Below are 26169 nucleotides of genomic sequence, written 5' to 3'. Positions count from 1 at the left end.
TTGCGCTATTCTCGGGATCGAACACGCATCGCGCGGTTGAAGCAAACGCATGCTGAGCAATCTCCTCGTCGTCCTCGCGTCCCTGGCCTGGCTGGGCCTGTTGTTCGGCACCGCGCTGTGGGCCGAACGCCGCGCCGGCCTGCTCGGTTCGCGCTGGCCGGTGGTCTACAGCCTCTCGCTCGCCGTCTATTGCACGTCGTGGACCTTCTACGGCACCGTCACCCAGGCACAGCGTTCCGGCTGGCCGATTCCGCCGACCTTTATCGGCACGATCCTGTTGTACCTGTTCGGCTTCGGTTTCCTGCGTCGCCTGCAACGCATCGCGCACGAACAGAATTCCACGTCGATTGCCGACCTCATCGCCACGCGCCTGGGCAAGAGCTCCGGACTGGCCGCGCTGGTGACCTTCGTCGCAGTGATGGGCATCATTCCCTACATCGCGCTGCAGCTCAAAGCCGTGGCGATGAGCTTCGGCCTGCTCACGCGCACGGCGGCGATCTCGCCCGCACCCTGGCAAGACAGCGCTCTTTACGTCGCGTTGGCGATGGCCTTGTTCGCGATGCTGTTCGGCACGCGGCGCGCGTCGGCGATCGAACACAACCGTGGCCTCGTGCTGGCGATGGCCGTGGAATCGCTGCTCAAACTCGGTGCGATGCTGGCGCTGGGCTTCTTCGTCTGGACCGGGCCGACGCTGCCGGCGATCGATCCCGCACAGCTTCCGCCGAACGATGCGAGCGGCTTTCCCGCACTGATCCTGCTCGGCGCCCTGGCGATGTTCACCTTGCCGCACCAATTCCACGTCGGCGTGGTCGAGTGCCGGGACGATCGCCATTTGCGCACCGCGCGCTGGTTGTTCCCGCTGTACATGTTGCTGATCGCGTTGCCGATCCTGCCGCTCGCGCGCGCCGGCGATGCCTTGCTGGCACCCCAGGGCGTGCCCTCGGATCTGTACGTGCTCGCCTTGCCGCTGTCGCAGGGCCACGAGGGTCTCGCCTTGCTCGCCTTCCTCGGCGGTCTCAGCGCCGCCACAGGCATGGTGATCCTGGCGACGCTGGCGCTGAGTGTGATGATCGGCAACCACTGGCTGACGCCCTTGCTCGTGCGCGGGCGCTGGACCTCGCGCGGCGTGGGCGAGGGCGGCGATCTGCGCGGCGCGGTGCTGATGCAGCGTCGCGTCGGCATTCTCGCGGTCGTACTGCTCGCCTGGCTCTACAGTCGCGCGATTGCCGGCAGCGACGCGCTGGCTGACATCGGTGCGGTGTCGTTCTCCGGTCTCGCGACGCTGGCGCCGGCGGTGGCGTTCGCCGTGTGGCGCCCGCAGACGCCACCGAGGTCAGTCATGCTCGGCGTATTCGTCGCCGTGCTCGTCTGGGCTTGGGCGTTGCTCGTGCCCGTGCTCGTGGAGGGCTTCGGCGCATCGACGCACTGGCTGCGGGCCGGCCCGATGGGGTTGACCTGGCTTGCGCCCGACGGCTTGCTCGGTCTCGACACCTGGAGCCGGCTCGGTCGCGGCGTCACGCTAAGTCTGATCGCCGGTGCGGCGGTGACCTGGCTCGATGCGAGCCGGCGCGGCACCTCGCCGGAAGTGATCGCCGAAGCGGGCTTCGCGCGGGTGACCTTGCACGAGGTCGCGGCGCGCTTCCTGCCCGAAGAGCGCGTGCGCCTGGCCTTGAACGACGCGCCCGGCGAGGGTGCGGTGCCGCTGCTCGTCGAACAACGCATCGAACGTGAACTGGCCGCGGTGCTCGGTGCCGCGTCGGCCCGCCTGCTGCTCGACGCCGCGCGCCGCGAGCAGGGCCGCGATCTCGATACCGTCGCCACCATCGTCGGCGAGGCCTCGCAGGCGCTGCGCTTCAACCAGCGCGTGCTGGAAGCAGCGTTGGAAAACATGAGCCAGGGCATCAGCGTGGTCGATGCCGAGCTGCGTCTGGTCGCCTGGAACCGTCGCTACGCCGAACTGTTCGGCTATCCGGGCGAGTTGCTGCGCGTCGGCGTGCCGGTGGTCGATCTGCTCGCCTACAACGTGCGTCGTGGGCTGGCGGGCAATCGCCTCGACGATCGCTTCGACGATCGCCTCGATGATCGGGAAGTACGCAAGCGCATCGCGCACATGCGCGCGGGCACGCCTTATGTCACCGAGCGGCGCTTTGGCGAAGCGATGGTCGAGATCCGCGGCAATCCGATGCCCGGCGGCGGCTTCGTCGCCACCTTCACCGACGTCACCGATTTCCGGCGCAGCGAGGACGAACTCAAGCGCGTCGCCGAAACCCTGGAACAGCGCGTAGTCGCGCGTACCGCCGAACTTGAAGGTGCGAAAGCCGAAGCCGAGCGTGCCAATCGCGCGAAGACGCGCTTTCTGGCCGCCGTCAGCCATGACCTCGCACAGCCGCTGAATGCCGCGCATCTGTTCACCCATGCGCTCGCGCAGCAGCTCGAGCATCCGCAGTACCGCGCTGGCGTGGCCAATATCGACGGCGCGCTCGGGTCCGCCGAGAGCCTGTTGTCGGGGCTGCTCGACATCTCGCGCCTCGACGCCGGCGGCATGGCGCCGAGCATCCAGGTGTTCCGCCTCGACGAAGTCCTGCAGCACCTCGCGGCCGAATTCGGCGTACTTGCGCACGAGAAGGGCCTGCGTCTGGACTGCGTGCCGACGCGCGCCTGGGTGCGCAGCGATCCGCAGTTGCTGCGTCGCGTGCTGCAGAATTTTCTCGCCAATGCCGTGCGCTATACCGCGCAGGGTCGCATCCTGATCGGCTGCCGTCGTCACGGCGCGCAGTTGTCGATCGAAGTGCACGACACCGGTCCGGGCATCGCCGAGGCCGACCAGCAGGTGATCTTCGAGGAATTCCGCCGGCTCGATCGCGGCGGCCAGGGACTCGGTCTGGGCCTGGCGATTTCCGAACGCATCGCGCGCCTGCTCGGCCATCGGCTGGGCCTGCGTTCGCGTCTCGGGCACGGGGCGATGTTCTGCGTCGATGTGCCGCGTGCGGCAGCGCAGCCGGTCGCGGTTCCCGGCACGTCCGCCGCGCCGCCGGAAGCGCCGCGCAGCCGCGTGCTGGTCGTCGACAACGATCTGGATGTGCTGCGTGCGATGCAGGCCCTGCTGTCGGGCTGGCAGTGCGAAGTGCTCGCCGCACGCGACGCCGACGAGGCCGAGGACGCCGTGCGCGCAGCCACGCCCGATCTGCTGCTGCTCGACTATCACCTCGACCGCGACCACACCGGCCTGCAATTGCGCGAGCGCCTGCAGGGCCTGATGCCTTCGCGTCCCTGCGTGGTCATCACCGCCGATCACAGCGAAGCGGTGCGCCTGGCCGTGGCGGCGGCGGGCGCGCAACTGCTCTACAAGCCGCTCAAGCCGCTCGCGTTGAAGTCGATGATGGCGCGCCTGCTGGCGGTGACGTCCTGAGTCTGCGGACGATCAGTCCGGCGCGACGGACTTGCTCGGGTCGCCGAGTTCGAGCGAGCGCAGCAACACACCGGCCTGCGTGCGATTGCGCACCGCGAGTTTTTCGAAGATCGCACTCATATGGGCCTTGACCGTGCGTTCCTGGATGCCGAGTTCGTCGGCGATCTGCTTGTTGAGGCGGCCCTCGGCGACGCGTGCGAGCACCTTGAACTGTTGCGGACTCAGCGACGCCAGGCGAGCAGCAATGTGGGCGTCCTGCGGATCGATCGCGATCGCGGCGACGGCCTCGCGTACGCCCGGGGGCAGCCATTCCTCGCAGGCGAGCACGGCGCGTAAGCCCTGCTGCAAGTCCTCGAGGTTCGCGCGTTTGGTCAGATAGCCGGCCGCGCCGTGCGCGAGCGCACGCCGGATCGTGAGCGGATCGTCGTGCGCGGAAATCATCACCACGGCGACGCCAGGATGTTCGGCGCGCAAGGTCGCCAGCCCCATGAGGCCATGACTGCCGGGCATGTGCAGGTCGAGCAGGACCAGATCGGTATCGGGATGCGCCGCGAGCGCGGCCTGCGCGCCCGCGAGATCGCCGGCCTCACGAATATCGGCGTCGGGCAGGATGCCGTGCACGGCCTGCGTCAACGCGAGGCGATACAGGGGATGGTCGTCGGCGACGAGCAGGCGGGTCATGAGCCGAGTCTAATGCGTGGACGGCATCGGCAGGCGGATCGGCGCATGCGGAACACGGCTGTTCGCAGACTATTGCGCCGTCCAGCCGCCGTCGATCGGAATCGCCGCACCGGTCAGATTGTGCGATTCGGCGCGGCACAGCCACAGCACCGCCTGCGCGATTTCCTCCGGCAGCGAGGTGCGTTGGCTCGGCTGTTTTTCGCGCAGCAGTTCGCGCACGCCCTCGTCGCGGCCGCCGCCGACCGCGGCGGCGCGTGCGGCGATCTGCGGTTCGATCAGCGGCGTCTCCACCCAGCCCGGGCACAGGCAGTTGATCGTCACGCCGCCGCTGCTGCGCGTGCCGGCCGCCGCGTATTCCAGCGCCGCGACCTTGCTCAGTCCGATCAGTCCGAACTTGCTGGCGACATACGGCGCCTTGTTCAGCGAAGCGACGAGCCCGTGCACCGAAGCGATGTTGACCACGCGACCGAAACCGCGGGCGGCCATGCCGGGCAGGGTGAGGCGCAGCGTGTGGAAGGCCGCGCTCAGGTTCACCGCGATCATCGCGTCCCAGGTTGCTGCCGGCATGTCGGCGAGCGCGGCGGTGTGCTGAATGCCTGCGCAGTTGACGACGATGTCCGGGGCGCCCCAGGCCGTGCAATCGGTGACCATCGCTTCGATCGCCGCGGCGTCGCGCAGATCGGCGGGGAAATGTCGCGCATCGGTCGCGCCCTCGGCGAGGATGTCGGTCAAGGCGGCGAGGATCTGCGCGCCGTCGCCCAGGCCGTTGATCGCCACGCGTGCGCCGGCGCGTCCCAGGGCCGTGGCGATCGCCAGGCCGATGCCCGACGTGCCGCCGGTGACCAGGGCGTTTCGGCCGATGAGGAAGTTTTCGGACATGCGCGGGACCCGATGAAGCCGATTGCGCACACTAACAAGGGCATCCGGGCGCGACGCCTGTACCAAAGTACGATGCCGGACCGTGCGACGGTTGCTATCTTGCGGCGATGAACCCGATCGCCTCGCGTCTGCTGTTCCCGCTCGCGGCCCTCGCCGCACTGGTTTCCGTCGCTACCGCGCCGGCAAAGGCCAAGGAAATGAAACTCGTCGCCGGCATCGCCCTGCAGTCGCACCGCGAGGGCGACGACCTTCTTACTGCCGGACTGGGCACGGCGGGATTGCGCAGTCCGCTGCCGCCAGCGTTCGCCGACGCTGCGCATCCCACGCCGCAGGAACTGCGCCGTCGCGCGATCTGGTCGAACTGGCGCGGCATCGCCGATCTCGCGCCCGGTGGCGGCTATGGCGAGCTGTACGGATCGCTCGCGCCGGTGCCTGGTCGCGAGTATCAGGCGCTGGTGCGCCTGCCCGGCGCGAAGCAACCGCATCGGGTGATGGTGCAATTGCCTGATGCGTTCGACGCCGGCAAACGCTGCATCGTCGTCAACGCCTCGTCCGGGTCGCGCGGCATCTACGGGGGCATCGCGCTCGCCGGCGCCTGGGGCTTGAGCCATGGCTGTGCAGTCGCCTACACCGACAAGGGTACTGGCACCGGGTTCGTCGACACGGCAGACGGCGTGGGAACACGTCTGGACGGCACGCGGGCCGAACCGGGCGACGCCGTCGAATTCGACATCGCCAAATACACCGGCGCCGGTCTCGCGCCGGTCGCGGTCAAGCATGCCCATTCGGGCGACAATCCCGAGGCCGATTGGGGCCGGCATGTGAAGCAAGCCGCCGAGTTCGCCTTGGGCGTGCTGCAGAGCGGTTTCCCCGACGGCGGCCCATACACCTTCGCGAATACGCGCGTGATCGCGGTCGGCGTTTCTAATGGCGGCGGCGCGGTGTTGCGCGCGGCGGAACTCGATGGCGACTGGCTCGACGGCGTGGTCGCGATCTCGCCGAACGTGTTCCCGGGCGAGGGCGGGCGACCGCTGTTTGACTACACGACGGAGGCGGCGATCTGGATGTCCTGCGCGCTCGCCGCGCCGACCTTCGATGGCGTGGCGATGGCCCGGCCCGGTGGCCAGCCCGCGCCGGCTGGGATCGCACGCTGCGCAGCATTGAAGGCACAGGGACGGCTGACCGGCGACACGCCGATGGCGCAGGCCGAGCAGGCGCGGCAAATCCTGCACGCGCAGGGCTGGACCGACGAGGCGCTCGCCGCCGGCGCGATCAGTACGAGTTTCGATCTGTGGCGCACGGTGGCAGTCACCTACGCCTCCGCTTATGCGCGCGCGGACGCCGGCACCATGCCCTGCGGCTATCGTTTCACTGCGCTCGGCAAGGACGGGTTGCGTTCTGCCAACGCCGACAAGGAACGCGCCGCCTGGTGGAGCGACAGCTCCGGCATTCCGCCGGGTGCCGGCGTGACCTTGCTCGATGCGAAGGCGGGCGACACCAGCGATGCCTTGCCTGGCCTGCAGTGCCTGCGCGCGCTATGGACCGACAAGTCGGCGCCGGCCGACACCGTGCGTGCATCGGTGGCCGCCACCCGCGCGCGCTTGCCGCGAAAGAATCTGCCGGTGCTGGTCATGCACGGCGTCGACGACGGATTGATTCCGGAAGCTTTCAGCGGCGCCGCCTACGCGCGTTGGGCGAGTGCCCGTGGCCGCGATGTCCGCTACTGGCGCGTGCACAACGCGCAGCATTTCGATGCGTTCCTGGGCTTGCCGGTGCTCGGTGCGCGCTACCTGCCGATGCTGCCCTATGCCTACCGCGGTCTCGATGCGATGTGGGCGCATGTCGCCGAAGGAAAACCCTTGCCGGGCGATGCCGACATCGCGACCACGCCCCGCGCGTTCGTCAACGGCGTGCTGGCTCCGCTGAGCGCGGATCATCTCGGCCGGATGCCTTAGCTCCGGCGCGAGATCCTCATTTCCAGAAAATGATCCGATAGCGGCGCACGGGCAGTTCTTTCTTCGCACTCGTGCGCGTGATCGCGGCAACGCTCAGTTCGTGCCGGCCTGCGGCGAGATCGCGCACCGGGATCATCGCCAGCATGCCGCGCTGGCCGGTCTTCGGGTCGGCGCTGGCGTCGAAAGTCACGGCGACCGGCAAGCCGTCCAACTGGATGTCGTGCAGCCGCGCCAGGCAATCGAACGCCGCACGCGAACCGACATCGGTGTTGTCTTCATTGGCCGCGATCATTTCCGCGAGTGCATCCGGGCAGGCGCGCTGCATCGCCGGCGTATGCCGGCGCGGCAGGTAGGGGACGAACAATTCCAGATACGGCCCGCGCACCACGCGATTGGGAATGAACGGCGCGAGCAGGCCCAGGGCGGCGTCGCCATTGCGCGAACTGTCGTAGAACTCCGGTTGCGCGCTGTTGGCAGCGTACATCGTGTCGTCCGGCAGGCCGTCGAAGTCGCCGTAGGAAAATCCGACGGAAGCCATCACCGACTGCACGAAGACCACGGCGAAGATCGGCACCATCGCCAGCACGATGACCAGGCTGGCGCGCTGCGCGCCTTCGTGGCTGGTGTACAGCGTCAGCAACAAGTTGTTGCGCCGTCCGATGCCGACGCGGCTGTACATCGCCAGCAGCCGGCGCATCGCCCGCGACAGCCAATGGTCTGGCGCGAAGCGGTCTCCATATTGGCGGTCGACGAAGCTCAGCAGCGCCCAGGGCAGGATCACGACCGCCAGGACGATGGCGAAAACTTTCAGCGCATCGATGTTGATGTGAAAGAAATGACGTGCCAGCAAGGCCGAGGTCAGGACCAGCAGCGCTATCGCCACGGGCATCAGCATGACCATCGCCATGCCGAATCCCAGCCCGAACACGCGCGTCGCGCGGTTGTCGGCGGCTTCGATGACCTCGGCCATCGCCGGCGATTCCTTTTCGCTGATCGCACGCGAATGCGGGCCCATCTTCAGGTTGTTCCAACGCACCCCGCCGGGATACACCGAGTTCATGCCGACCAGCGCGATCCAGTAGCCGCGCAGGCACAGGTGCATGACAAAGGTCGCGATCAAGGTGAACAACGCGAACTTCGCGTAGGTCCACAAGGGCATGATCACCCGCAGGATTTCGTCGGCACTGCGGTTGATCGCATCGAGGAAAACTTCGTCCATCAGCCCCGGCAATTGCAACAGACCGATGGTGGTAGCGCCGGAGATCAGCAGCTCCATGTCCCAGGTAGGCGTCGTACGTTTGGACAAGACGTTGTCAGCGGAGTCTGTGGCCTGGTCGGTCATCGTCGCGGCTTGGGCTTGGAAGGTGACGGAAGAATGCCACTACTGCTGCGCTGCCGCACTGGCTGCGGTCAGGGGGGCTCGCTATCATGGGCCGGAGATCCCGCCGAGCCTGTCATGAAAAAGATTTTCCTGGTCCTTATCGTCATCGCCGTCCTCATGGGCGCCAAGAACATGCTCAAGAACGGCGGCTCGGTCCTGCCCAGTTCGGGGGGCGTCGAGTTGGTCAATCCCTATCCGCCGAGTTCGCCGCTGTATGCCGACCATCAGGCCTTCGTCGACAAGTTCAACAGCAATGCCAAACTCAAGGCGCGCTATTCCGGCGACCTGACCAGCAAGGGCCTGTACGCCGCCTGGGACCAGGCCTTCAGCCGCGGCGCGCGCTCGTTTCCGCGCGAGCGCCTGATCGAGATGGCCAAGACCCAGGCCGCGATCCTGCCGCGTCTGCCCGAGGCCAGCTGCGCGAAACTCGCCGTGCCCCAGGACGACTTCGACCAGGCGCTGGGCAAGGACATCCAGGACGCGATTGAGCGCCTGCCCGCGCGACACCACCGGATCGTTACCGACACCTTCTACGACGCCCTGCTTGCCGAGATCGACAATGCGCCGGCGATTCCGGTCGATGAAGAGGCGCTCAAGGGCGCGTTCATCGATCTGGCGCAGAGCTACCCCGGCGAATACGGCGAACGCCTCATGCGTGTTTTCAGCAATCCGGCGGCAGCGAGCCCCGAGGACGCGTGCTGGGCCGTCAACAGCCTGATCACGACCTCCGCGCAACTGAGCCCGAGCCACTCCGAGGCGTTGCTGCGCAAGGCCTTCGGCGGCTGAGCACGATGTCGGCGCGACGCTTTCTGCTTCGGCTCGCGCAGACCCTGGGACTGATCTGGGCCAGCCCGATGAGCCTGGCCGGCGCGATCGCCGGTTTGGTGGCGCTGCCGTTCGGCGCGCGCGCGCGTTTCTCCGATGCCGCGCTGGTGTTTCTGCGCTATCCCTGGGGCCGCGCCGGCGGCGGCGCGCTGACCCTGGGCAATGTAATCCTGTTCACCGGCACCAGTCTCGACCAGCCGGCGCGCACCTATCACTGCCAGGCGCATGGCGGCGACGACTGCGTGCGCATCGGCGACCACGAGCGCGCGCATGTCTACCAGTACCTCGCGCTCGGCGCCTTGTTCCTGCCGCTGTATTTCGCTTGCGGCGGCATCAGTCACCGCAACCGGTTCGAACAGGCGGCCGATCGTTACGCCCAGACCGGGCAGGGCTGGTGGCCCTGGCCGCGCGCACCGCAGCCGTAGGAGCGGGTTTGCCCGCGACCGCAGCCACTGACGCGCACCGCCCCCGACTGCAAGCTGCCATCACAACCCGCTAAGCTACGCGGCGAATTGCCCCAAACCACGGATCCCCTGATGAAATTCCCGCTGCAACTCTCGTTCAAGATCATCGCCATCGCGCCGCAGATTTCCGTCACCGATGCCGCGGGCGCGCTGAAGTTCTACGTCAAGCAGAAAGCCTTCAAACTCAAGGAATCGGTGAAGGTATTCGCCGACACGGCGCAGACGCGCGAGCTGTACGCGATCGACGCCGACCGTGTGCTCGATTTCAACGCGCAGTACAAGTTCACCGCACGCGACGGCCGCACTTTGGGTTCCCTGCGCCGCAAGGGCATGCGTTCGTTGTGGAGCGCGAAGTACGACATCCTCGTGTCGGGCGGCCAGATGCTGCACATCAATGAGGAAAATCCCTGGATCAAGGTCGCCGACGCGATTTTCTCCGACATCCCGCTGGTCGGTCTGTTCTCGGGTTACCTGTTCCATCCGGCCTATCGCGTGACGCGTGCCGACGGCACCCAGGTGCTGCGCGTGCACAAGCTGTCGGCGTTCATGGAAGGCCGCTACCAGATCGATTCGACCGCGCCGATGAACGAAGACGAGCAGGAAACGGCCCTGTTGAGCGTGTTCATGATGCTGTTGCTAGAGCGCATGCGCGGCTGATCCCGCGCCCGGCGACCGGACACGAAAAAGCCCGCTTTCGCGGGCTTTTTCTTGTTTGGTACCGGTGATAGGACTCGAACCTACACGACATCTCTGCCAGCGGATTTTGAGTCCGCCGCGTCTACCATTCCGCCACACCGGCATTGCCAGGGCGATTATAGCTCAAGCTTCGTCCGGACCGCATTCCACCTGGTCCAGGCACAGTTCGCGCGAGCCGCGCCGGTACCAGTCGCCGCCTTCGGGCTCGAACGTGGCGCAGGTGCCCATCTCCTTCTGGTAGATGTGCAGCGAGATCGCGATGCGGGCCGGATCGGGATTGCGGATCGTGTGGTATTCGTGCGGCGGCAGCAGGCTGCCGGCGGTGCCGGTGCCGGCGACCAGGGTCTCGTAGCGCGCGAAGCGGCAGCGGGTGCCGGCATCTTCCTCGAGCTCGTAGCGGGTGATTTCCAGCTGGCCCTGCCAGACGCCCTCGACGCACCACAGCCCGCAATGGTCGTGGATCGGCGTGCCCTGGCCCGGCGCCCAGGTCATCGCCACGACCGTGGTGCCGCGTTCGGGGCAGGCGTACAGCTCACGGCGCGCGTAGTGGCCCTCGACGGGTTCGAACACGCATTCGGGCAGGAACACCACCTTGTCGCGGATCAGACGGCACAAGCCGTCGCGCAGCACGTGGGTCAGGCCCTCGTGATCGGGCTGGGCGTAGGCCTCGTCGATGACCTGGAGCAGGGCGTCGCGACCGGTGAAGGTGAGAGTGTTCATGGGCGAAGTCTACAACTGCGCTAGGAAACCTGCGATGGCCGGCCCGAAACGCTCGAAATCAACCAGGAAGGCGTCGTGGCCCTGGGGCGAATCCAGCGGCAGGAACTGTGCCTCGGCCCCGCCGGCACGCAGGCCATCAGCGACCTGTTCCTGCTGCTGCAGGGGAAACAGGATGTCGGTGCGCACGCCGATCGCCAGCGCCTTCTCCAGCTTGATGCGCGCCAGCCCGGCGATCACGTCGCCCTGGCCGTACTCGTCGGCGTCGAACCAGTCCATCGACCGCGACAGGTACAGGTAGCTGTTGGGATCGAACTGGTGCACGAAACGGCGCGCGTGGCCCTCGAGATAGCGTTCGACTTCGAACTCGAGGCCGAACGGGTCGTCCTCGCGGCATTCGCTGTCGAAGCGCACGCGGCCGAAACGGCCGTCCCATTCCATCGCCGAGCGATAGGTCACCACGCCGAGCTTGCGCGCCATGCGCATGCCGTTTTCCGGATAGTTGGTGTCGTCGTATTCGCCCATGTCCCAGTTCGGGTCGAGGCGGATCGCTTCGCGCTGCAGCGAGCGGATCGCGATCGAGAACGGCAAGGCGCGTGCGCTGCCGGAGACATTGATGTGCGAACGCGCGCTGTCGGGATGCTGCAGCAGGTAGGCGAGCGCGCTCATGCCGCCCATCGAATTGCCGATCACACAGGCCAGGCGCGCGATGCCGAGCGAACGCACGACCTCGAACGCCGCGTTGGCGATGTCTTCGATCGACAGTTCGGGGAAGGACAGGCGATAGATCTCGTTCGTGTCCGGGTCGATCGAGGCCGGTCCGGTCGAACCCTTGCAGCTACCCAGCGAATTCACGCAGATCACGTACCAGCGGTTCGTGTCGATCGGCTTGCCCGGACCGAGCATCGCTTCCCACCAGCCCGCTTCCGGATTGTCGGCGTTGCTGGCGGCATGCGCGTTCGGCGACAGACCGGTGAGAATGAGGATGGCATTACCGCGCGCGTCGTCGAGTTCGCCCCAGGTTTCGTAGGCCACCCGCGCGCCGCGCAGACTACCGCCGCGCTTGATCGCGAACGGCGAGGGCAGGGCAGCGAACTTCGTGCCGGGCGGAATGAACTCGCTCATGGAATCGCTCGCGACAGGGTCAGGGAGACCGTCTTTTTATCACCGACCGCGACCTCGACCGGGCTGGCTTCGAGATCGCCGCTGCCGACCTGGGCATTGCCCGACTTCGACAAGCGCGCCATGAGCCGGACCCGGGATTGCGCGGACAGCTTCGCGGCGGGCATCGGGCTGTCGGCATCGCTGAGCGTGATCGTCACCGGCAGTTGATCGAGCACGAGACGTTTGACCGCCAGCGGCGGGCCGGCGCCGTCGATGCCGCGGGCGAACACGAACACGGTATCGCCGGGTTGAGCCTGCGCGCGCAAGGCCGGGTCGATGTCGAGCGTGATCGTCAGCGTGGCCGCTTCGGCGACCGCCGGTGGTGGCAGCGGTGGCATCTGTGCGGACGCGCGGGCGGCGTCGATCTGCTGGCGCAATACGACGGCGGTATCCGGCGACAAGGTCGGCAGGACTTTTTCCCACAGCGCCGCGGCTTCGGCCGGCTGCCCGGACTGCATGCGATGCATGCCCAGGAAGAACAGGGCGCGCTGCGAATCGGGCTGCTTGACGAGGGTGGCTTCGAGCAGGGCGACGGCCTGCGGCGGGAAGCGATGATCGGCGGCAGCGCGCATCTGGGCTTCGGCGTATTCGACGGCTACGTCCGGATCTTCCGGCTGTAGCGCGAACACGCGCGCGTAAGCGCTGTTGGCCAGGTCGAACTTCTGCAGCTCCATGTAGGTGCGCGCGAGCAGCAGCCAGCCTTCGGCATTCTCCGGATCGGCGGCCATGCGTTTTTCCAGCATCGCAACGGCTTCGTCGATCGTCTTGGGCTGCGCGAGATTGCCCGGATCGAGCGCGTCACGATTGCCCTTCAGCGCGTACAGGCCGCCACCGGCAAGCGGCAGCAAGATCACCAGGACGATCGCCAAGGGACGCGCATTCCGCCACAGCGGCTGCGTCGCGAACGCGATCGCGACGACAACGAGCAGGGCAGCGAGCAGATAGAACGTCATCACCACTCCTGGGAGTCATCGGGCAGCGGCAAGGCCGGCGTCGAAGCGCTGCGCTTGCGTACGATCGTTGCGATCACGCCGGCACCGATCAGCAGCAGGACCGCCGGGCCGAACCACAGCAGCCAGGTCATCGGCTTGACCTCGGGCTTGTACAGCACGAAATCGGTGTAGCGCGCGACCAGGAACTGCTTGATCTGCGCATCGCTCTTGCCCTCGCGCATCAGCAGCAGCACTTCCTTGCGCAGGTCGTGCGCGATCAGAGCGTTGGAGTCGGCGAGCGACTGGTTCTGGCACATCACGCAGCGAAGCTCGGTGGTCAGCTGACGGAAGCGCTGTTCTTCGGCGGCGTCGCGGAATTGCGGCGGCGCTTCCACGGCCGCGAACGCCGGCGCCATCGCGAGCAGCAGCAGGAAAGCAAATAAAAGACGTTTCATTGCTCGCCCGCCATGGTCGCCAGCAGAGGTTCGATCTGTTCGCGCACGACCGTCTCATCGATCGGGCCGACGAACTTCCAGCGCACGATGCCGCGGGCGTCGACCAGGAAGCTTTCCGGTGCGCCGTAAATGCCCCAGTCCAGCGCCGCGCGGCCTTCTTCGTCGACGATGATCAGCGCATACGGATTGCCGAACTGTTGCAGCCATTGCTTCGCGTCCGCCGCTTCGTCCTTGTAGTTGTAACCGACTACGCGCAGCTTGCCGCTGCGCGACAGATCGCTGATGACCGGATGTTCGACGCGACAGTTCGGGCACCAGCTGCCCCAGACATTGAGCAGGTAGGGCGTGCCGCGCAGGTCGCGGTCGCTGATCTTCCGGGTCGGATCGTCGAGCGTGGGCAGGTTGAACGCCGGTACCGGCTTGCCGATCAGCGGCGAAGGAATCGCGCTGGTGTCCTTGCCCGAATTCATGCGCACGCCGGCATACAGCAATCCGGCGAGCAGGGCGAAAGCGATCAGGGGCAGCAGGCGGCGCATCATGCCGAGGCTCCGTCGACCGGACGCCGGAAACGTTTGTCGAAGGCGACAGTGAAGCCGCCCAGCGCCATCATCAGCGCGCCAAGCCAGATCCAGCGGATGAACGGCTTCACATGCAGACGCAGGGCCCAGGTGCCTTGATCGTCGAGCGAATCACCGAGGGCGACATACAGATCGCGGGTGAATCCGGGCTGCAGGGCGGCTTCCGTCAGGATGTTGCCGCCGCTGACATACGCGCGCCGTTCCGGTTGCAGGGTGGCGACGGGCCGGCCGCCGCGCGAGACGACGAGCGTGCCGCGATCGGCCTGGTAGTTCGGGCCTTCCACGCGCACGACGCCATCGAAGCGGAAATCGTAGCCGCGCAATTCGAAACTCTGGCCGGGCTGGGCGGCGACGTCTTTTTCCTGGCTCAGGCTTTCCGTCATCAGCACGCCGAAGAAAAACACTGCCAGGCCCGCATGCGCAAAGCACATGCCGACCATCTCGGCGGTGAACCGACCTTTGCCCTGTACGAAACGCTGACGCACGAAACGCAGGATGCCCGCGGCCAGCCACACGCCTGCGATGATTGCGCCGGCGGTTTTCATCGTGCCGTGTGGCAGCAGGAAGAAACCGAGCGCACCGGCGACCAGCGCCAGCACGATCCAGGGTGCAAGCAGACGCAGCGGCAGGCGCCATTCTTCGCGCTGCCAGCGGGTCAACGGACCGAAAGGCACGAGGGCGATCAGCGGCGCCATCAACAGCGCGAACAGCAGGCCGAAGTACGGCGGGCCGACCGAAATCTTGCCCAGGTCCAGGGCTTCAGCGAGCAGCGGATACAGCGTGCCCAGCAGCACCATCGCCGCGGCGGCGGTCAGCAAGAGGTTGTTGCCGAGCAACAGCGTTTCGCGCGAGAACGCGGCGAAGGGCTGGCCGTGTTCCTCGCGCGGTGCGCGCAAGGCATACAACAGCAGCGAGCCGCCGACGACGAGTCCCAGGAACACGAGGATGAACAGTCCGCGTTCGGGGTCGGAAGCGAAGGCATGCACCGACGTCAGCACGCCCGAGCGCACGAGGAAGGTGCCGAGCAGGGACAACGAAAACGCCGCGATCGCCAGCAGCAAGGTCCAGCCGCGGAAGCTGCCGCGTTTTTCCGTTACGGCCTGCGAATGGATCAGCGCCGCACCGACCAGCCAGGGCATGAAGCTCGCGTTCTCGACCGGATCCCAGAACCACCAGCCGCCCCAACCCAATTCGTAGTAAGCCCACCAGCTGCCGAGCGCGATGCCGATGGTCAGGAAAGCCCAGGCGACATTCGTCCACGGACGCGACCAGCGCACCCACTGCGCATCGACCTTGCCACCGATCAGCGCCGCGACCGCGAACGCGAACGCGACCGAGAAACCCACGTAACCGACATACAGCATCGGCGGATGGATGATCAGGCCCGGATCCTGCAGCAGCGGATTGAGATCGCGTCCTTCCGCAGCGGCCGGCAGCAAGCGCTCGAAGGGATTGGAGGTGAAGATGAGGAACGCGAGAAAACCGAAGCTGATCCAGCCCATCACCGCGAGCACGCGCGCGAGCACGGTGATCGGCAAGGAGCGGGAGAACACTGCGACGGCCGCGATCCACAACGCCAGGATCAAGGTCCACAACAGCAGCGACCCTTCGTGCGCGCCCCAGACGGCGGGAATCTGGTAGATCTGTGGCAGCAGGGAATTGGAATTGGTCGCGACGTACGCGACCGAAAAATCATGCGTCAGGAAAGCCCAGGTCAAGGCCGCATACGCCAGGCCGACGAACAGCAGTTGCCCGTAAGCCAGCGGCCGGGCGGTGGCCATCCAGGCGGCCTGCTGCCGATGTGCGCCGATCAGCGGCAGGACACCCAAGAGCAAGGACAGCAACAGGGAAAGAACCAGTGCGACATGGCCGAGTTCGGGCAGCACTCAGTTCGCTCCGCAGCTATGCGTGTGCAGGGCGGCGCCCTTGGCCATCGCGTCCTTCACTTCCTTGGGCATATAGGTCTCGTCGTGCTTGGCCAGCACTTCGCTGGCGACGAAGGCATCGCCCTGCATGCGGCCGGTGGCGATCACGCTGGTGCCTTCCTTGAACATGTCGGGAAGGATGCCGTCGTGGGTGACGCGTACCTGGCGCACGCGGTCGGTGATCACGAAATCGACTTCCAGCGTGCCGTCCTTGCGATGCACGCTGCCTTCGCAGACGACGCCGCCGAGACGGAAACGCGCGTCCTTCGGCGCCGCGCCGGTTTTCACTTCGGTCGGCGTATGCAGGTAGGTGAGGTTTTCCTGCAGCGCTTTCACGATCAGGAAACCGGCGCCGGCCGCGGCGGCGAGCAGCACGCCGATGAGGGCGATGCGGCGTTGGCGGATCGGATTCATGCCTGCGGTTCCTGCGTGGTTTTCTTGGCGGCGTCGCGGCGCAGACGCAGCGCGATCGCCTTGCGCACCTGCGCGAATCGCACGCGCGGTGCCGCGTAGTCCCAGGCCAAGACGACGGCGAAGACGGCGTACGCGACCTTGACGTAGTCGAAGCGGTTCATGGCTTGGCTCCGTAGGCGGTGCGTGCCCAGTCCTTGTTGGCTTCCTGTTCCAGATTCAGAGCACGCGCGCGTTGCAGCAACGAGCCGACGAACCAGGCCTTGGTTCCGATCATCGTCGCGATCAACGGCCACAGCATGCTCGAATCCATTTTCGATTCGCCGATCAGACGGATCGTCTCGCCCTGGTGCAGCGTGTTCCACCAATGCACCGCGTAGTGCACGATCGGCACGTTGATGACGCCGATCAGGGCCAGAAAGCCGGCAGCGCGCGCGGCGGCGCGACGATCCTCGATCGCGCCGTTGAGACCGATCACGCCGATGTACAGGAACAGCAGCACCAGCTCGGACGTCAGGCGTGCATCCCAGGTCCACCACGTGCCCCAGGTCGGTTTGCCCCAGATCGAACCGGTCAGCAGCGTGATCAGCGTGAAGGCCGCGCCGATCGGCGCGCAGGCCATCGCGAGGATTTCGCAGATCTTGATGCGCCACACCAGGGCGATGAAGCTCTGGATCGCCATCGCCACGAAGATGAAAAGACTCATCCACGCGCTGGGCACATGGATATAGAGAATGCGGAAGTTGTCGCCCTGGGCGTAGTCGGCCGGCACCGAGAACAAGGCGCCGTAAATGCCGATCGCCAGCGACAGGAAAGCCAGTGCGAACGCGACGGGCGTCCAGCGCGCGGCATAGCGGTCGAAATTCGGCGGCGAGCCGGTTTGGTGGAACCACAGGAGCAGGCGATTCACGGGGACGATCAGCTCAGGGCAATGCGAAGGGCGGTGGCGGCGGCGAGGGGAGCCAGCACGAGAGCCAGAACCAGCCCGGCGGCGAGCAGATAGATCGCGCCGATCCAGGGAAGGCCTTGAGCTGCGGCGATCACCGCGCCCGCGCCGAACACCAGCACCGGGACATAAAGCGGCAACGCCAACACCGCCAAAAGCATACCAGACCGGCGTATCCCGACGGTCAGCGCGGCCACGGTCGCGCCGATCAGGCTCAGCAGTGGCGTGCCCAGGGCCAGCGACAACATCAGCGGCATCAGCAGGGCGCGCGGCAGGAACAGCAGTTCCGCGAAAAACGGCGTCAGCAGCAACAACGGCAGCCCGGTGACGACCCAGTGCACCAGCACCCGCATCGCGATCAGCCAGGCCAGCGGCACGGGGCTGAGCAGGAGTTGTTCGATGCTGCCGTCTTCGACATCGCTGCGAAACAGCGCATCGAGCGTGAGCAGTCCCGCCAGAAGCACAGCGACCCAGAGCACGCCGGGCGCGATTTTCGCCAGCGCGGCCGGATTCGCGCCCAGGGCCAGCGGGAACAGGGCGAGCACCATCAGCGCGAACAGCACCGGCTGCGCCGCATCGCCGCGTCGACGCCAGACCAGGCGCAGGTCGCGTGTGATTTGCGCGCGCGCCGCCGCGATCAGGCCCGGGCCGGTCACGCGCGCAGCTCCAGCGTCTGCAGAGGCACGGGAGGGGCGGCATAGGCGCCGTGCGTGGTCAGCAGGACCGCGCCGCCGCCGCCGACATGCGCCGCGATCAGGCGATTGACCAGGGCGATGCCATCCAGATCGAGATTGGCGTACGGCTCGTCGAGCAGCCACAGCCGCGCCGCCGACAGGCGCAGGCGGGCGAGGGCCAGGCGCTTGTTCTGTCCGGCCGACAAACGCCGCGCAAGACTGTCGTCGAAGCCCGCGAGTCCCACTTCGGCCAGCGCCGCTTCCGGGCGCAGCGACGAGGCATGCGTCGCCGCCGTGAACGCCAGATTTTCCAACGCCGTCAAATCGGCCTTGTGGCCGGGCAGATGACCGAGGAAAGCACAGCCGCGCGCCAGATGCGCCTGGTCGACGGCCTGCCCTTCGAACCACACTTCGCCCTGGCTTGCCGACAGCAGGCCGGCGAGAACGCGCAGCAGGGTGGTCTTGCCCGCGCCGTTGCCGCCGAGCACCTGCAGGGCGAGTCCGGGCTCGAGTCGGAAGTCCAACGGACCGAAAATCGCCTCCTCGTTGCGCGAAAAGCACAGCCCCCGGCATTCAAGCAGCGGGAACGAAGCGGAGGAGGGGGTGTTCATGCCGGCCGCATGCTACCGACTTGCGTGAATTGCTGTCCATGAACGACCGCTCACAATCGTGTCGACACCACGCAAAGCGATGCCTGGCGCAGGTGCCGGCAACTTGCTGCAAAGCAGCAACGGCGCGGGTTTGGCGCATTTTTGCCGTGTCATATTCTTTACAGCGAACGCGACGAAACGTGGTGCTTGTGCTTCCCGCGGCCGTGGATGAGAATTAAGGCGTTATTCATCTGCGGAAACTCACCCAATGCGTGTTTCACCCTTGATGATCGCCATCGCCCTGGGCCTCGGCCTGCCGGCGAACCATGTAGCAGAAGCGGCTTCCGCCACGGCGGGTACCCGCGCCGTCAGTCCCGACCAGCGTCAGACCTACCTGGTCATGTTCAACGAAGATCCGTTGGCGACCTTCAAAGGTGGCATGACGCGCGGCACGTCCGCGCCGCGTCGCCTCGCCGCGACCAGCCCGGAAGCCACCGGTGCGCACAAACTCAATGTCGCGAGCCTCGAAGCCCGCGCCTATCGCTCCTATCTCGCCGAGCTGCGCAACAAGCGCCTCGGTGACGCGGCCGTGCTGCTCGGTCGTCCGCTGACGCCGAACTTCGTCTACGACGTCGTCAACAACGGCATCGCAATCGACCTGACCGCGGCCGAAGCCGAAAAACTCAAGACGGTCGACGGCGTCCGCCGCGTCCGCCTCGACTTCGTCCGTCATCCGCTGACCGATCGCGGTCCGCGCTGGATCAAGGCCACCACCATCTGGGACGGCACCGCCACCGGCGGCATCTCCAAGAAGGGCGAGGGCATGATCGTCGGCGTCATCGACACCGGCGTGCATGCGGCGCATGACTCGTTCAAGAGCGTCGGCCCCGTCGACGGCTACACCCACATCAATCCGCGCGGCGCGACCACGTACGGTCTGTGCCCGACCACGCCGGGCCTGTGCACCACCAAGCTCATCGGCGTTTGGGATCTCACCACCGGCGCCAATGATGGCGAAGCCAACAACGGCCTCGACAACCCGGCCGGTACCGGCCACGGCACGCACACGGCCAGCACCACGGCGGGCAATACGCTCAACATCACCATCACCTCCGGCGCGCTGACCAGCAACGTGCAGATGTCCGGCGTCGCTCCGCACGCCAACATCATCACGTACAAGGCCTGCGAAGCGACCGCGAGCTGCCAGGGCTCCTGGATCCTTGCGGCGATCCAGCAGGCCACGGCCGATGGCGTCGACGTCATCAACTACTCCATCGGCGGCGGTCCGACCGACCCGTGGGCGAATTTCAACGTCAGCGCCGGCACCGACGACGACTCCGAGGCTTTCCTCGCGGCGCGCAACGCCGGCGTCACCGTCGCAGCGGCGGCTGGCAATGACGGCCCGGCGCCGGGCACGCACGGCAACCCGGCGAACTCGCCGTGGGTTCTGGGCGTTGGCGCCGTCACCCACGACCGCGCGATTTCCAACCGTCTCGTCGACATGGCCGGCGGTGCCACGGCACCCCCGGGGGGCGGCATCCTGATCGGCGCCGGCGACACCAGCGCGCCGACCTCGACCGGCCTGCTGCCGATCGTGGCCGCGACCGACTACCCGCTTTGCGGCGACGGCCCCGTCGACGCGGCGAATCCGCCGACCGGCCAGAGCAAGCCCGCGACCTGGAATGCCTCCACGTTCAGCGGCAAGATCGTGACCTGTCTGCGCGGCACCTATGCGCGCGTCGCCAAGAGCACGAACGTCAGCCTCGCCGGCGGCAGCGGCATGGTGCTGATCAACTCGGCCGCCGAAGGCCCGAGCGTGGTCAACGACAACCATCCGATTCCGAGCACGCACCTCAACTACACCGACGGCCAGGCGCTGATGGCCTGGCTGAGCGCGGGTAGCGGTCATGTGGCGCGCCTGGAAGGCACCGCGATCGGTGCCAATGCTGGCGTGGCCGACATCATGGCCGACTTCAGCGGTCGCGGTCCGGTCATTCCGTACGGCGTGGTCAAGCCCGACGTCACCGCCCCGGGCGTGGCGATCATCGCGGCGAACAAGGTCAATCCGAGCTGCACCACGAACCCGACCAACTGCTACCAGTACATGAGCGGCACCTCGATGGCGACGCCGCATGTCGCCGGTGCGGCGGCACTGCTCAAGTCGGTCAAGACCACGTGGACGCCGAGCCAGATCATCTCTGCGCTGATGCTCACCGCGCGCAGCAGCACGATCCTCGACTACGACGGTTCCGCCGCCACCCCGCACGATCGCGGCGCCGGCACCATCGACCTGTCGCGTGCGGTCAAGGCCGGTCTGTTCCTCAACGCGACCGACGCGCAGTTCCGCGCGGCAAACGCCACCAACGCGCACACGCTGAATCTGCCGAGCCTCGGCTACGACAAGTGCTTCCAGACCTGCGCGCTGACCCGCACCTTCACCGACATGGTCGGCGGCGGTACCTGGGCGATCAGCTCGAGCCTGCCGGCCGGCGTCACCATCACCCCGTCGCTCGCCAGCTTCACGGTCGGCAATGCGGCGAGCCAGGCGATTACCTTCAACATCGACCTCACCGGTGCGCCGAGCCTGGTCAGCAACTGGGTGTACGGCAGCGTCACGCTGACCGATACCACCGGTGCCGGCCGCCCGAGCCTCACCCTGCCGGTCGCGATCTTCTCGACCCCCGGCACGCTGCCGAACCCGGTGATCCTCGGAGACGACGAAGCACTGCCGCTGGAACGCGGTTTCGTTGACGTGTCGATGAGCGGTCTCGTGGCCCTGCCGGATGCGCGCTTCGTCGCTACCGGCCTGGTCAAGCCCGTCATCAGTGCTCCCTTGCTGCGCAAGGACAACGATGCGGATCCGTTCAACGCCTGCGGCGTCGGCGTTTGCAAAGTGCAGTCCAATATCGTGATCCCGGCCAGCCCGGTCGGCGGCCCGGTCTCGTATCGCGTCAAGGCGACCACGGGTTCGGCGCAGTCCAACGACGTTGACATCTACATCGGTCTCGATGACGGCGACGGCGTTCCCGAGTCTGCGGAACTGGTCTGCCAGGGTGCGACCGGCAGCGCGTTCGAAACCTGCCTGTTCGACATCCAGACCACGGCCGCGGCGCAGACGCTGTGGGTGCTGGTCGATCGTTACGCGGGCGACAGTAGCCCGACGACGAATGCGATCATCAACATCGAAACCTCCGCGGTTCCGTTGACGGCCGCCACCGACGGCAGCCTGGTCGCCACCGGCCCGGGCCACACCGCCGCGCTGGAAGCGTTCAAGACGCGCGTCGGCTGGGATGACGCCACCATGATCAACGGCGAGATTCGCGTCGCCTACCTCATGGTGCAGAGCGTGGCCGGCAACACCATCGGCACCGTTCCGGTCCGCCTGATCCGCACGGCGGCCGGCTTCGCGCCGTATGCCCTGGCTTCCGGCGTGCCGCGCAGCGTCACGCTGCCGGCCGGTGCGACGCACAACAAGCTCTACATCGACATTCCGAACCAGGCGACGTCGGTGACCTTCACCACGGCGGGTGCGTCGGGCTCGGTGCGTCTGGATCTCTCGCGCCAGACCACGTTCGATGAAACCGTGTCGGCGATCATCGCCGCCCCGGTGGCCAACAACGCCAGCGCGGCAGTGGCCGGTGCAAACCAGTCGATCACGCTGACCACGGCCGGCGCCACGCTGAGCCCGGGACGCTGGTACCTCAAGCCGCAGAACACCGGCGGCACGACGGCGGTGGTGAACGTCACGGCGACCGTCAACTCGGTCGGCGCGGCGCCGGCCTTCCGCTCGGGTGCCTACTACAACACCTCGCGCAGCGGCCACGGCATGTTCGTGGACTTCGCTGGCCCGGTCGCCGGTCCGACCGACCAGTGGACCTTGGTCTGGTACACCTACGGTCAGGACAACAAGCCGACCTGGCTCTACACCGACGCTCCGGTCATCGGCGCGAACGGCACCTGGCACGCGGACCTGCTGCGCACGGTCTGGAACGGCAGCGCGCCGTCGCAGACCAAGGTCGGTGACGTGATGATCACGCCGACCGGCGTGAGCACAATGACGGTGAGCTACAACATCGACGGCGATACTGGTTCCGAGCACATGGACCGCCTCGGCGGCGGTGGTTGCCCGGTGTTCAACGCGCAGCCGCTCGACACCTCGGGCCTGTGGTACTCGCCCGACCTGTCCGGCTTCGGCTACAGCCTGATCACGGAACCGACGGTCGAAGTGATGGCGGCCTACACCTACGACGGCCAGGGCTTCCCGCGCTGGCTGTACGGTGAGAAGGCGTTCAACAGCGGCGTGAACACCTTCAACATGGAGCAGTACACCGGCTTCTGCCCGACCTGCACCTACGCGGCGCCGAGCAGCACGGTCATCGGTACGGGTACGCGCACGCTGGCCACGAACGACGTGACCAACATGAGCACCAATGTGACCTTCATCAACGGCGTGCCGGGCACCTGGTCGCAGAACCGTCCGACGGCCCTGCTGACCTCGCGCAAGAACTGCCAGTAAGCGACGCGTCACTGCTAGACGAAACCGGCCCCCTCGTGGGGCCGGTTTTTTTGTGCTCGTCGGACCCGCATTGCATAATCGGCGCAGTCCGCCCAGGTTGCCGAAATGTATCCGCCCAGCAAGTTGCCGAATGTCGGCACCACGATTTTCACCGTCATGTCGCAACTGGCCGTCGAACACGGCGCGGTCAACCTGGGGCAGGGCTTTCCGGATTTTCCGGTGCCCGATTTTCTCGTCGACGAACTTTCTCGCGCGATGCGCGACGGCAAGAACCAGTACGCCCCGATGACCGGCATCCCGGCGCTGCGCCAGGCGATCGCGGCGAAAACGCAGCGCTGCTATGGCCGCAAGGTCGACGCCGATGCCGAGATCACCGTCACCAGCGGTGCCAGCGAGGCGATCTTCGACGCGGTGCTGGCGGTGGTGCGCGCGGACGAGGAGGTCATCGTCCTCGACCCGTGCTACGACTGCTACGAGCCCGCGATCAACCTCGCCGGCGCGCGCGCGGTGCATGTCGCGCTCGATCCGGTCGATTTCTCGGTCGACTGGCAGAAGGTGCGCGACGCGGTCAGCCCGCGCACGCGCATGATTTTCATCAACACGCCGCACAACCCGTCGGGTGCGATGCTCGATGCGTCCGACCTGGCCGCGCTGGCCGACATCGTGCGCGATACGCGCATTCTCGTGCTCGCCGACGAGGTCTACGAGCACATCGTGTTCGACGGCCGCCGCCACGAAAGCGTGTTGCGCTATCCCGAACTCGCCGAGCGCAGCTTCGTGGTGTCCTCGTTCGGCAAGACCTACCACTGCACGGGTTGGAAGATCGGCTACTGCATCGCGCCGGCAGCCCTGACCGCCGAATTGCGCAAGGTCCATCAATACAACACGTTCTGCAGCTTCGCGCCGGCGCAGTGGGCGTTCGCGGCGATGATTGACGCGCAGCCGGCGCACTACGACGAGCTCGGCGCGTTCTACCAGGAAAAACGCGACCACTTCGCCCGCCAGCTCGCCAGCACGCGCCTGCGCACCCTGCCGGTGCCGGGCGGCTACTTCCAGCTGGTCGACTACTCCGCGATCAGCGACTTGCCCGATACCGAATTCTGCCGCTGGCTGACTACGGAGAAGGGCGTGGCGGCGATTCCGCTGTCGCCGTTCTACGAAACGCCGCCGCCGGGCCAGCGTCTGGCCCGTCTGTGCTTCGCCAAGAACCAGGCGACGCTCGACGCGGCGATCGAGCGGCTGCAAAAAGCATGAACGCGCACGATCTGCGCGTCAGCCTGGTCCAGGGCGACACGCGCTGGCACGACCCGGCCGGCAACCGCGCGATGTACGAGGGCTTGCTCGCGCCGCTCGCTGGGGCGACCGACCTGGTCGTATTGCCGGAAACCTTCACCTCCGGCTTCAGCAACGAGGCGATCCACCGCGCCGAAGACATGGACGGGCCGACCGTCGCCTGGATCCGCGAGCAGGCCGGAAAGCTCGGTGCCGTGGTCACCGGCAGCGTGCAGATCCGCGACGCCGGCGGCGTCTACAACCGGTTGCTGTGGGCGACGCCCGACGGGCAGCTGGCGCATTACGACAAGCGCCACCTGTTCCGCATGGCCAACGAACACGAGCGTTATGCCGCGGGCAGTGAGCGCCGGATCTTCGAATGGAAAGGCTGGCGGATCTGCCCGCTGGTCTGCTACGACCTGCGTTTTCCGGTGTTCATCCGCAACCGTTTCGACGTCGATGCGCCGGGCCGGTTCGACTACGACCTGCTGGTATTTGTCGCCAACTGGCCGAGCGCGCGGCGCAACGCCTGGCGCACCCTGTTGCGTGCGCGCGCGATGGAAAACCTGGCCTGCGTGGCGGCGGTCAACCGCGTGGGACGCGACGGCAACGAGCACGACTATGCCGGCGACAGCGTGCTGCTGGATTTCATCGGCGAGCCCTTGGTCGAATGCGACGACCGCCCGCAAGTGGTCACTTCGGCGTTTTCGGCCAGCGCCCTGGCGCACTACCGCGAGCGCTTTCCGGCGCAGCGCGACGCCGATCGGTTCCAGCTGTTGGACTAGCGTTCACGCGCCTTCCGGCACGGTTCCGCCGTCCGGGGATCGGGGTATGATCGGCTCCGGAATGGCCTGATTGCGCCTCCCGTGGCGTTCTCGAAGCTATCCCGTATCAAGCACGATTCTGCTGGAGACCCCCATGAAGACCCGTTCCATCCTCGCCAGTTTCTTCCTCGTGTCCCTGTTGCTGCCGATCGCGGCGCAGGCCAAGGAACCCGAAGGCAAGCCCGTCGTGGCCGTCGCCGAATTCAAGAACGAAACCAGCGCCGGCTGGTGGAGCAGCAGCGTCGGCTGGGACCTCGCCGGCCTGCTCAGCAACGAACTGTCCAACACCGGTTCCTTCCGCGTTGTCGAACGCACCAAACTCAAGGCCGTGCTCGAAGAGCAGAACCTGATGGCCTCCGGCCGCGCCAAGGCCAGCACGGCCGCGCAGATGGGCAAGCTCGCGGGCGCGCAGTACCTGGTCATGGGTACCGTGACCTCGTACGAAGAGGAAACCAAGAAGTCCAACAGCGGCCTGAGCTTCGGTGGCGTGTCGCTCGGCGGCAATTCGCAGAATGCCTACATCGCTGTGGATCTGCGCGTGGTCGACACGACCACCGGCGAGATCGCCTATTCGCGCACGATCGAGGGCACGTCCAAGGGCGGCGGCATGAAGCTCGACTTCTATCGCGGCGGCGTCGGCGGCAACCTCGCCAACCAGGAAAACAAACCGGCCGGCAAGGCGATCCGCGCCGCTGTCGTGCTGATCAGCGACTACCTGGACTGCGTGATGGTCCAGCAGAACAGCTGCAAGGCGAAGTTCGACGCGCAGGAACAGCGTCGCCGCGAACGCACCAGCGGCTCGATCGATCTGGACTGATCGTTCGGCGTCTTCGTCTATGGAAAAGCCGGCTTGCGCCGGCTTTTCTTTTTGCGAG

General features: G+C 66.7%; 23 protein-coding genes and 1 tRNA gene. 9 read left to right on the top strand and 15 right to left on the bottom strand.

Annotation, left to right across the window (positions count from 1 at the left end; genetic code table 11):
• The first annotated feature begins 49 nt into the window (after positions 1-49).
• The gene (locus tag G467_RS0106285) at positions 50-3409 is read left to right on the top strand and encodes a hybrid sensor histidine kinase/response regulator (RefSeq protein WP_022968885.1); all 3360 of its coding nucleotides are present in this window, start codon (positions 50-52) and stop codon (positions 3407-3409) included.
• 12 nt (positions 3410-3421) lie between these two features.
• On the opposite strand, the gene G467_RS0106280 is transcribed toward G467_RS0106285, so the two are convergent.
• On the bottom strand, positions 3422-4090 hold the full coding sequence (locus G467_RS0106280) for a response regulator transcription factor (RefSeq protein ID WP_022968884.1): 669 nt from the start codon (positions 4088-4090) through the stop codon (positions 3422-3424).
• Between the two features lie 69 nt (positions 4091-4159).
• The gene (locus tag G467_RS0106275) at positions 4160-4969 is read right to left on the bottom strand and encodes a 3-hydroxybutyrate dehydrogenase (protein ID WP_022968883.1); all 810 of its coding nucleotides are present in this window, start codon (positions 4967-4969) and stop codon (positions 4160-4162) included.
• Positions 4970-5076: 107 nt separating this feature from the next.
• Here G467_RS0106275 and G467_RS0106270 point away from each other — a divergent pair, with 107 nt between their 5' ends.
• Positions 5077-6924, top strand: a complete 1848-nt coding sequence (locus G467_RS0106270) for a 3-hydroxybutyrate oligomer hydrolase family protein (RefSeq protein ID WP_022968882.1) — start codon at positions 5077-5079, stop codon at positions 6922-6924.
• Between the two features lie 16 nt (positions 6925-6940).
• Here G467_RS0106270 and G467_RS0106265 read toward each other — a convergent pair whose 3' ends face one another.
• The gene (locus tag G467_RS0106265; RefSeq protein ID WP_155844841.1) at positions 6941-8230 is read right to left on the bottom strand and encodes a hypothetical protein; all 1290 of its coding nucleotides are present in this window, start codon (positions 8228-8230) and stop codon (positions 6941-6943) included.
• 150 nt (positions 8231-8380) lie between these two features.
• Here G467_RS0106265 and G467_RS17400 point away from each other — a divergent pair, with 150 nt between their 5' ends.
• The 3 genes from G467_RS17400 (at position 8381) to G467_RS0106250 (ending at position 10251) form a co-directional block, all read left to right on the top strand.
• Positions 8381-9091, top strand: coding sequence for a hypothetical protein (locus tag G467_RS17400; protein ID WP_022968880.1), 711 nt, complete (start codon positions 8381-8383; stop codon positions 9089-9091).
• Between the two features lie 5 nt (positions 9092-9096).
• Entirely contained in the window at positions 9097-9555 is a 459-nt protein-coding gene (locus G467_RS0106255; protein WP_022968879.1) for a hypothetical protein, read from the top strand.
• Positions 9556-9666: 111 nt separating this feature from the next.
• A complete protein-coding gene (locus G467_RS0106250; protein ID WP_022968878.1) occupies positions 9667-10251 on the top strand; it encodes an LURP-one-related family protein in 585 nt (194 codons plus the stop codon).
• A gap of 56 nt (positions 10252-10307) precedes the next feature.
• On the opposite strand, the gene G467_RS0106245 is transcribed toward G467_RS0106250, so the two are convergent.
• The 12 genes from G467_RS0106245 to ccmA form a co-directional block, all read right to left on the bottom strand.
• A tRNA-Leu gene (locus G467_RS0106245) sits at positions 10308-10393 on the bottom strand.
• A gap of 20 nt (positions 10394-10413) precedes the next feature.
• On the bottom strand, positions 10414-11010 hold the full coding sequence (locus G467_RS0106240; protein WP_022968877.1) for a cysteine dioxygenase family protein: 597 nt from the start codon (positions 11008-11010) through the stop codon (positions 10414-10416).
• 9 nt (positions 11011-11019) lie between these two features.
• The gene (gene metX / locus G467_RS0106235) at positions 11020-12132 is read right to left on the bottom strand and encodes a homoserine O-acetyltransferase MetX (protein WP_022968876.1); all 1113 of its coding nucleotides are present in this window, start codon (positions 12130-12132) and stop codon (positions 11020-11022) included.
• Positions 12129-13124 (bottom strand): tetratricopeptide repeat protein, encoded by a 996-nt coding sequence (locus G467_RS15685; RefSeq protein WP_022968875.1) that lies wholly within the window; start codon positions 13122-13124, stop codon positions 12129-12131. Before G467_RS15685 ends, metX begins: the two co-directional genes overlap by 4 nt.
• Positions 13124-13558: a cytochrome c-type biogenesis protein gene (locus G467_RS0106225; RefSeq protein ID WP_022968874.1), complete on the bottom strand. Its 435-nt coding sequence runs from the start codon at positions 13556-13558 to the stop codon at positions 13124-13126. The genes G467_RS15685 and G467_RS0106225 overlap by 1 nt, the downstream gene beginning before the upstream one ends.
• A complete protein-coding gene (locus G467_RS0106220) occupies positions 13555-14097 on the bottom strand; it encodes a DsbE family thiol:disulfide interchange protein (RefSeq protein ID WP_022968873.1) in 543 nt (180 codons plus the stop codon). The genes G467_RS0106225 and G467_RS0106220 overlap by 4 nt, the downstream gene beginning before the upstream one ends.
• Positions 14094-16022, bottom strand: a complete 1929-nt coding sequence (locus G467_RS0106215; RefSeq protein WP_022968872.1) for a heme lyase CcmF/NrfE family subunit — start codon at positions 16020-16022, stop codon at positions 14094-14096. Before G467_RS0106215 ends, G467_RS0106220 begins: the two co-directional genes overlap by 4 nt.
• On the bottom strand, positions 16023-16475 hold the full coding sequence (gene ccmE / locus G467_RS0106210; protein WP_022968871.1) for a cytochrome c maturation protein CcmE: 453 nt from the start codon (positions 16473-16475) through the stop codon (positions 16023-16025).
• The gene (locus G467_RS18020; RefSeq protein WP_022968870.1) at positions 16472-16636 is read right to left on the bottom strand and encodes a hypothetical protein; all 165 of its coding nucleotides are present in this window, start codon (positions 16634-16636) and stop codon (positions 16472-16474) included. The genes ccmE and G467_RS18020 overlap by 4 nt, the downstream gene beginning before the upstream one ends.
• Positions 16633-17382, bottom strand: coding sequence for a heme ABC transporter permease CcmC (gene ccmC / locus G467_RS0106200; RefSeq protein WP_022968869.1), 750 nt, complete (start codon positions 17380-17382; stop codon positions 16633-16635). Before ccmC ends, G467_RS18020 begins: the two co-directional genes overlap by 4 nt.
• An 8-nt stretch (positions 17383-17390) precedes the next feature.
• Positions 17391-18074 carry a heme exporter protein CcmB gene (gene ccmB / locus G467_RS0106195; RefSeq protein ID WP_022968868.1) on the bottom strand — a complete coding sequence of 228 codons (684 nt, stop codon included), beginning with the start codon at positions 18072-18074 and terminating at the stop codon, positions 17391-17393.
• On the bottom strand, positions 18071-18703 hold the full coding sequence (gene ccmA / locus G467_RS0106190; RefSeq protein WP_022968867.1) for a heme ABC exporter ATP-binding protein CcmA: 633 nt from the start codon (positions 18701-18703) through the stop codon (positions 18071-18073). The genes ccmB and ccmA overlap by 4 nt, the downstream gene beginning before the upstream one ends.
• A 247-nt stretch (positions 18704-18950) precedes the next feature.
• Between ccmA and G467_RS18410 the strand changes: the two genes are divergently transcribed.
• The 4 genes from G467_RS18410 (at position 18951) to G467_RS0106170 (ending at position 26111) form a co-directional block, all read left to right on the top strand.
• Positions 18951-23198, top strand: a complete 4248-nt coding sequence (locus G467_RS18410; RefSeq protein WP_081644588.1) for a S8 family serine peptidase — start codon at positions 18951-18953, stop codon at positions 23196-23198.
• A 105-nt stretch (positions 23199-23303) separates the two neighbouring features.
• Complete coding sequence (locus G467_RS0106180; protein ID WP_022968865.1) at positions 23304-24452, top strand: pyridoxal phosphate-dependent aminotransferase; 1149 nt, start codon at positions 23304-23306, stop codon at positions 24450-24452.
• Positions 24449-25255: an amidohydrolase gene (locus G467_RS0106175; protein ID WP_022968864.1), complete on the top strand. Its 807-nt coding sequence runs from the start codon at positions 24449-24451 to the stop codon at positions 25253-25255. The genes G467_RS0106180 and G467_RS0106175 overlap by 4 nt, the downstream gene beginning before the upstream one ends.
• 133 nt (positions 25256-25388) lie before the next feature.
• Complete coding sequence (locus tag G467_RS0106170; protein ID WP_022968863.1) at positions 25389-26111, top strand: CsgG/HfaB family protein; 723 nt, start codon at positions 25389-25391, stop codon at positions 26109-26111.
• The last annotated feature ends 58 nt before the right edge of the window (positions 26112-26169 follow it).

This window comes from Arenimonas oryziterrae DSM 21050 = YC6267, from assembly GCF_000420545.1.
Taxonomy (GTDB): domain Bacteria; phylum Pseudomonadota; class Gammaproteobacteria; order Xanthomonadales; family Xanthomonadaceae; genus Arenimonas; species Arenimonas oryziterrae.
This window is presented reverse-complemented; position numbering and strand designations above follow the sequence as displayed.

Bases quoted from the DNA above. Each gene is read 5' to 3' on its own strand.
- G467_RS0106285 (WP_022968885.1), top strand. From the start codon at position 50: ATGCTGAGCAATCTCCTCGTCGTCCTCGCGTCCCTGGCCTGGCTGGGC.
- G467_RS0106280 (WP_022968884.1), bottom strand. From the start codon at position 4,090: ATGACCCGCCTGCTCGTCGCCGACGACCATCCCCTGTATCGCCTCGCG.
- G467_RS0106275 (WP_022968883.1), bottom strand. From the start codon at position 4,969: ATGTCCGAAAACTTCCTCATCGGCCGAAACGCCCTGGTCACCGGCGGC.
- G467_RS0106270 (WP_022968882.1), top strand. From the start codon at position 5,077: ATGAACCCGATCGCCTCGCGTCTGCTGTTCCCGCTCGCGGCCCTCGCC.
- G467_RS17400 (WP_022968880.1), top strand. From the start codon at position 8,381: ATGAAAAAGATTTTCCTGGTCCTTATCGTCATCGCCGTCCTCATGGGC.
- G467_RS0106255 (WP_022968879.1), top strand. From the start codon at position 9,097: ATGTCGGCGCGACGCTTTCTGCTTCGGCTCGCGCAGACCCTGGGACTG.
- G467_RS0106250 (WP_022968878.1), top strand. From the start codon at position 9,667: ATGAAATTCCCGCTGCAACTCTCGTTCAAGATCATCGCCATCGCGCCG.
- G467_RS0106240 (WP_022968877.1), bottom strand. From the start codon at position 11,010: ATGAACACTCTCACCTTCACCGGTCGCGACGCCCTGCTCCAGGTCATC.
- metX (WP_022968876.1), bottom strand. From the start codon at position 12,132: ATGAGCGAGTTCATTCCGCCCGGCACGAAGTTCGCTGCCCTGCCCTCG.
- G467_RS15685 (WP_022968875.1), bottom strand. From the start codon at position 13,124: ATGACGTTCTATCTGCTCGCTGCCCTGCTCGTTGTCGTCGCGATCGCG.
- G467_RS0106225 (WP_022968874.1), bottom strand. From the start codon at position 13,558: ATGAAACGTCTTTTATTTGCTTTCCTGCTGCTGCTCGCGATGGCGCCG.
- G467_RS0106220 (WP_022968873.1), bottom strand. From the start codon at position 14,097: ATGATGCGCCGCCTGCTGCCCCTGATCGCTTTCGCCCTGCTCGCCGGA.
- ccmE (WP_022968871.1), bottom strand. From the start codon at position 16,475: ATGAATCCGATCCGCCAACGCCGCATCGCCCTCATCGGCGTGCTGCTC.
- G467_RS18020 (WP_022968870.1), bottom strand. From the start codon at position 16,636: ATGAACCGCTTCGACTACGTCAAGGTCGCGTACGCCGTCTTCGCCGTC.
- ccmA (WP_022968867.1), bottom strand. From the start codon at position 18,703: ATGAACACCCCCTCCTCCGCTTCGTTCCCGCTGCTTGAATGCCGGGGG.
- G467_RS18410 (WP_081644588.1), top strand. From the start codon at position 18,951: ATGCGTGTTTCACCCTTGATGATCGCCATCGCCCTGGGCCTCGGCCTG.
- G467_RS0106180 (WP_022968865.1), top strand. From the start codon at position 23,304: ATGTATCCGCCCAGCAAGTTGCCGAATGTCGGCACCACGATTTTCACC.
- G467_RS0106175 (WP_022968864.1), top strand. From the start codon at position 24,449: ATGAACGCGCACGATCTGCGCGTCAGCCTGGTCCAGGGCGACACGCGC.
- G467_RS0106170 (WP_022968863.1), top strand. From the start codon at position 25,389: ATGAAGACCCGTTCCATCCTCGCCAGTTTCTTCCTCGTGTCCCTGTTG.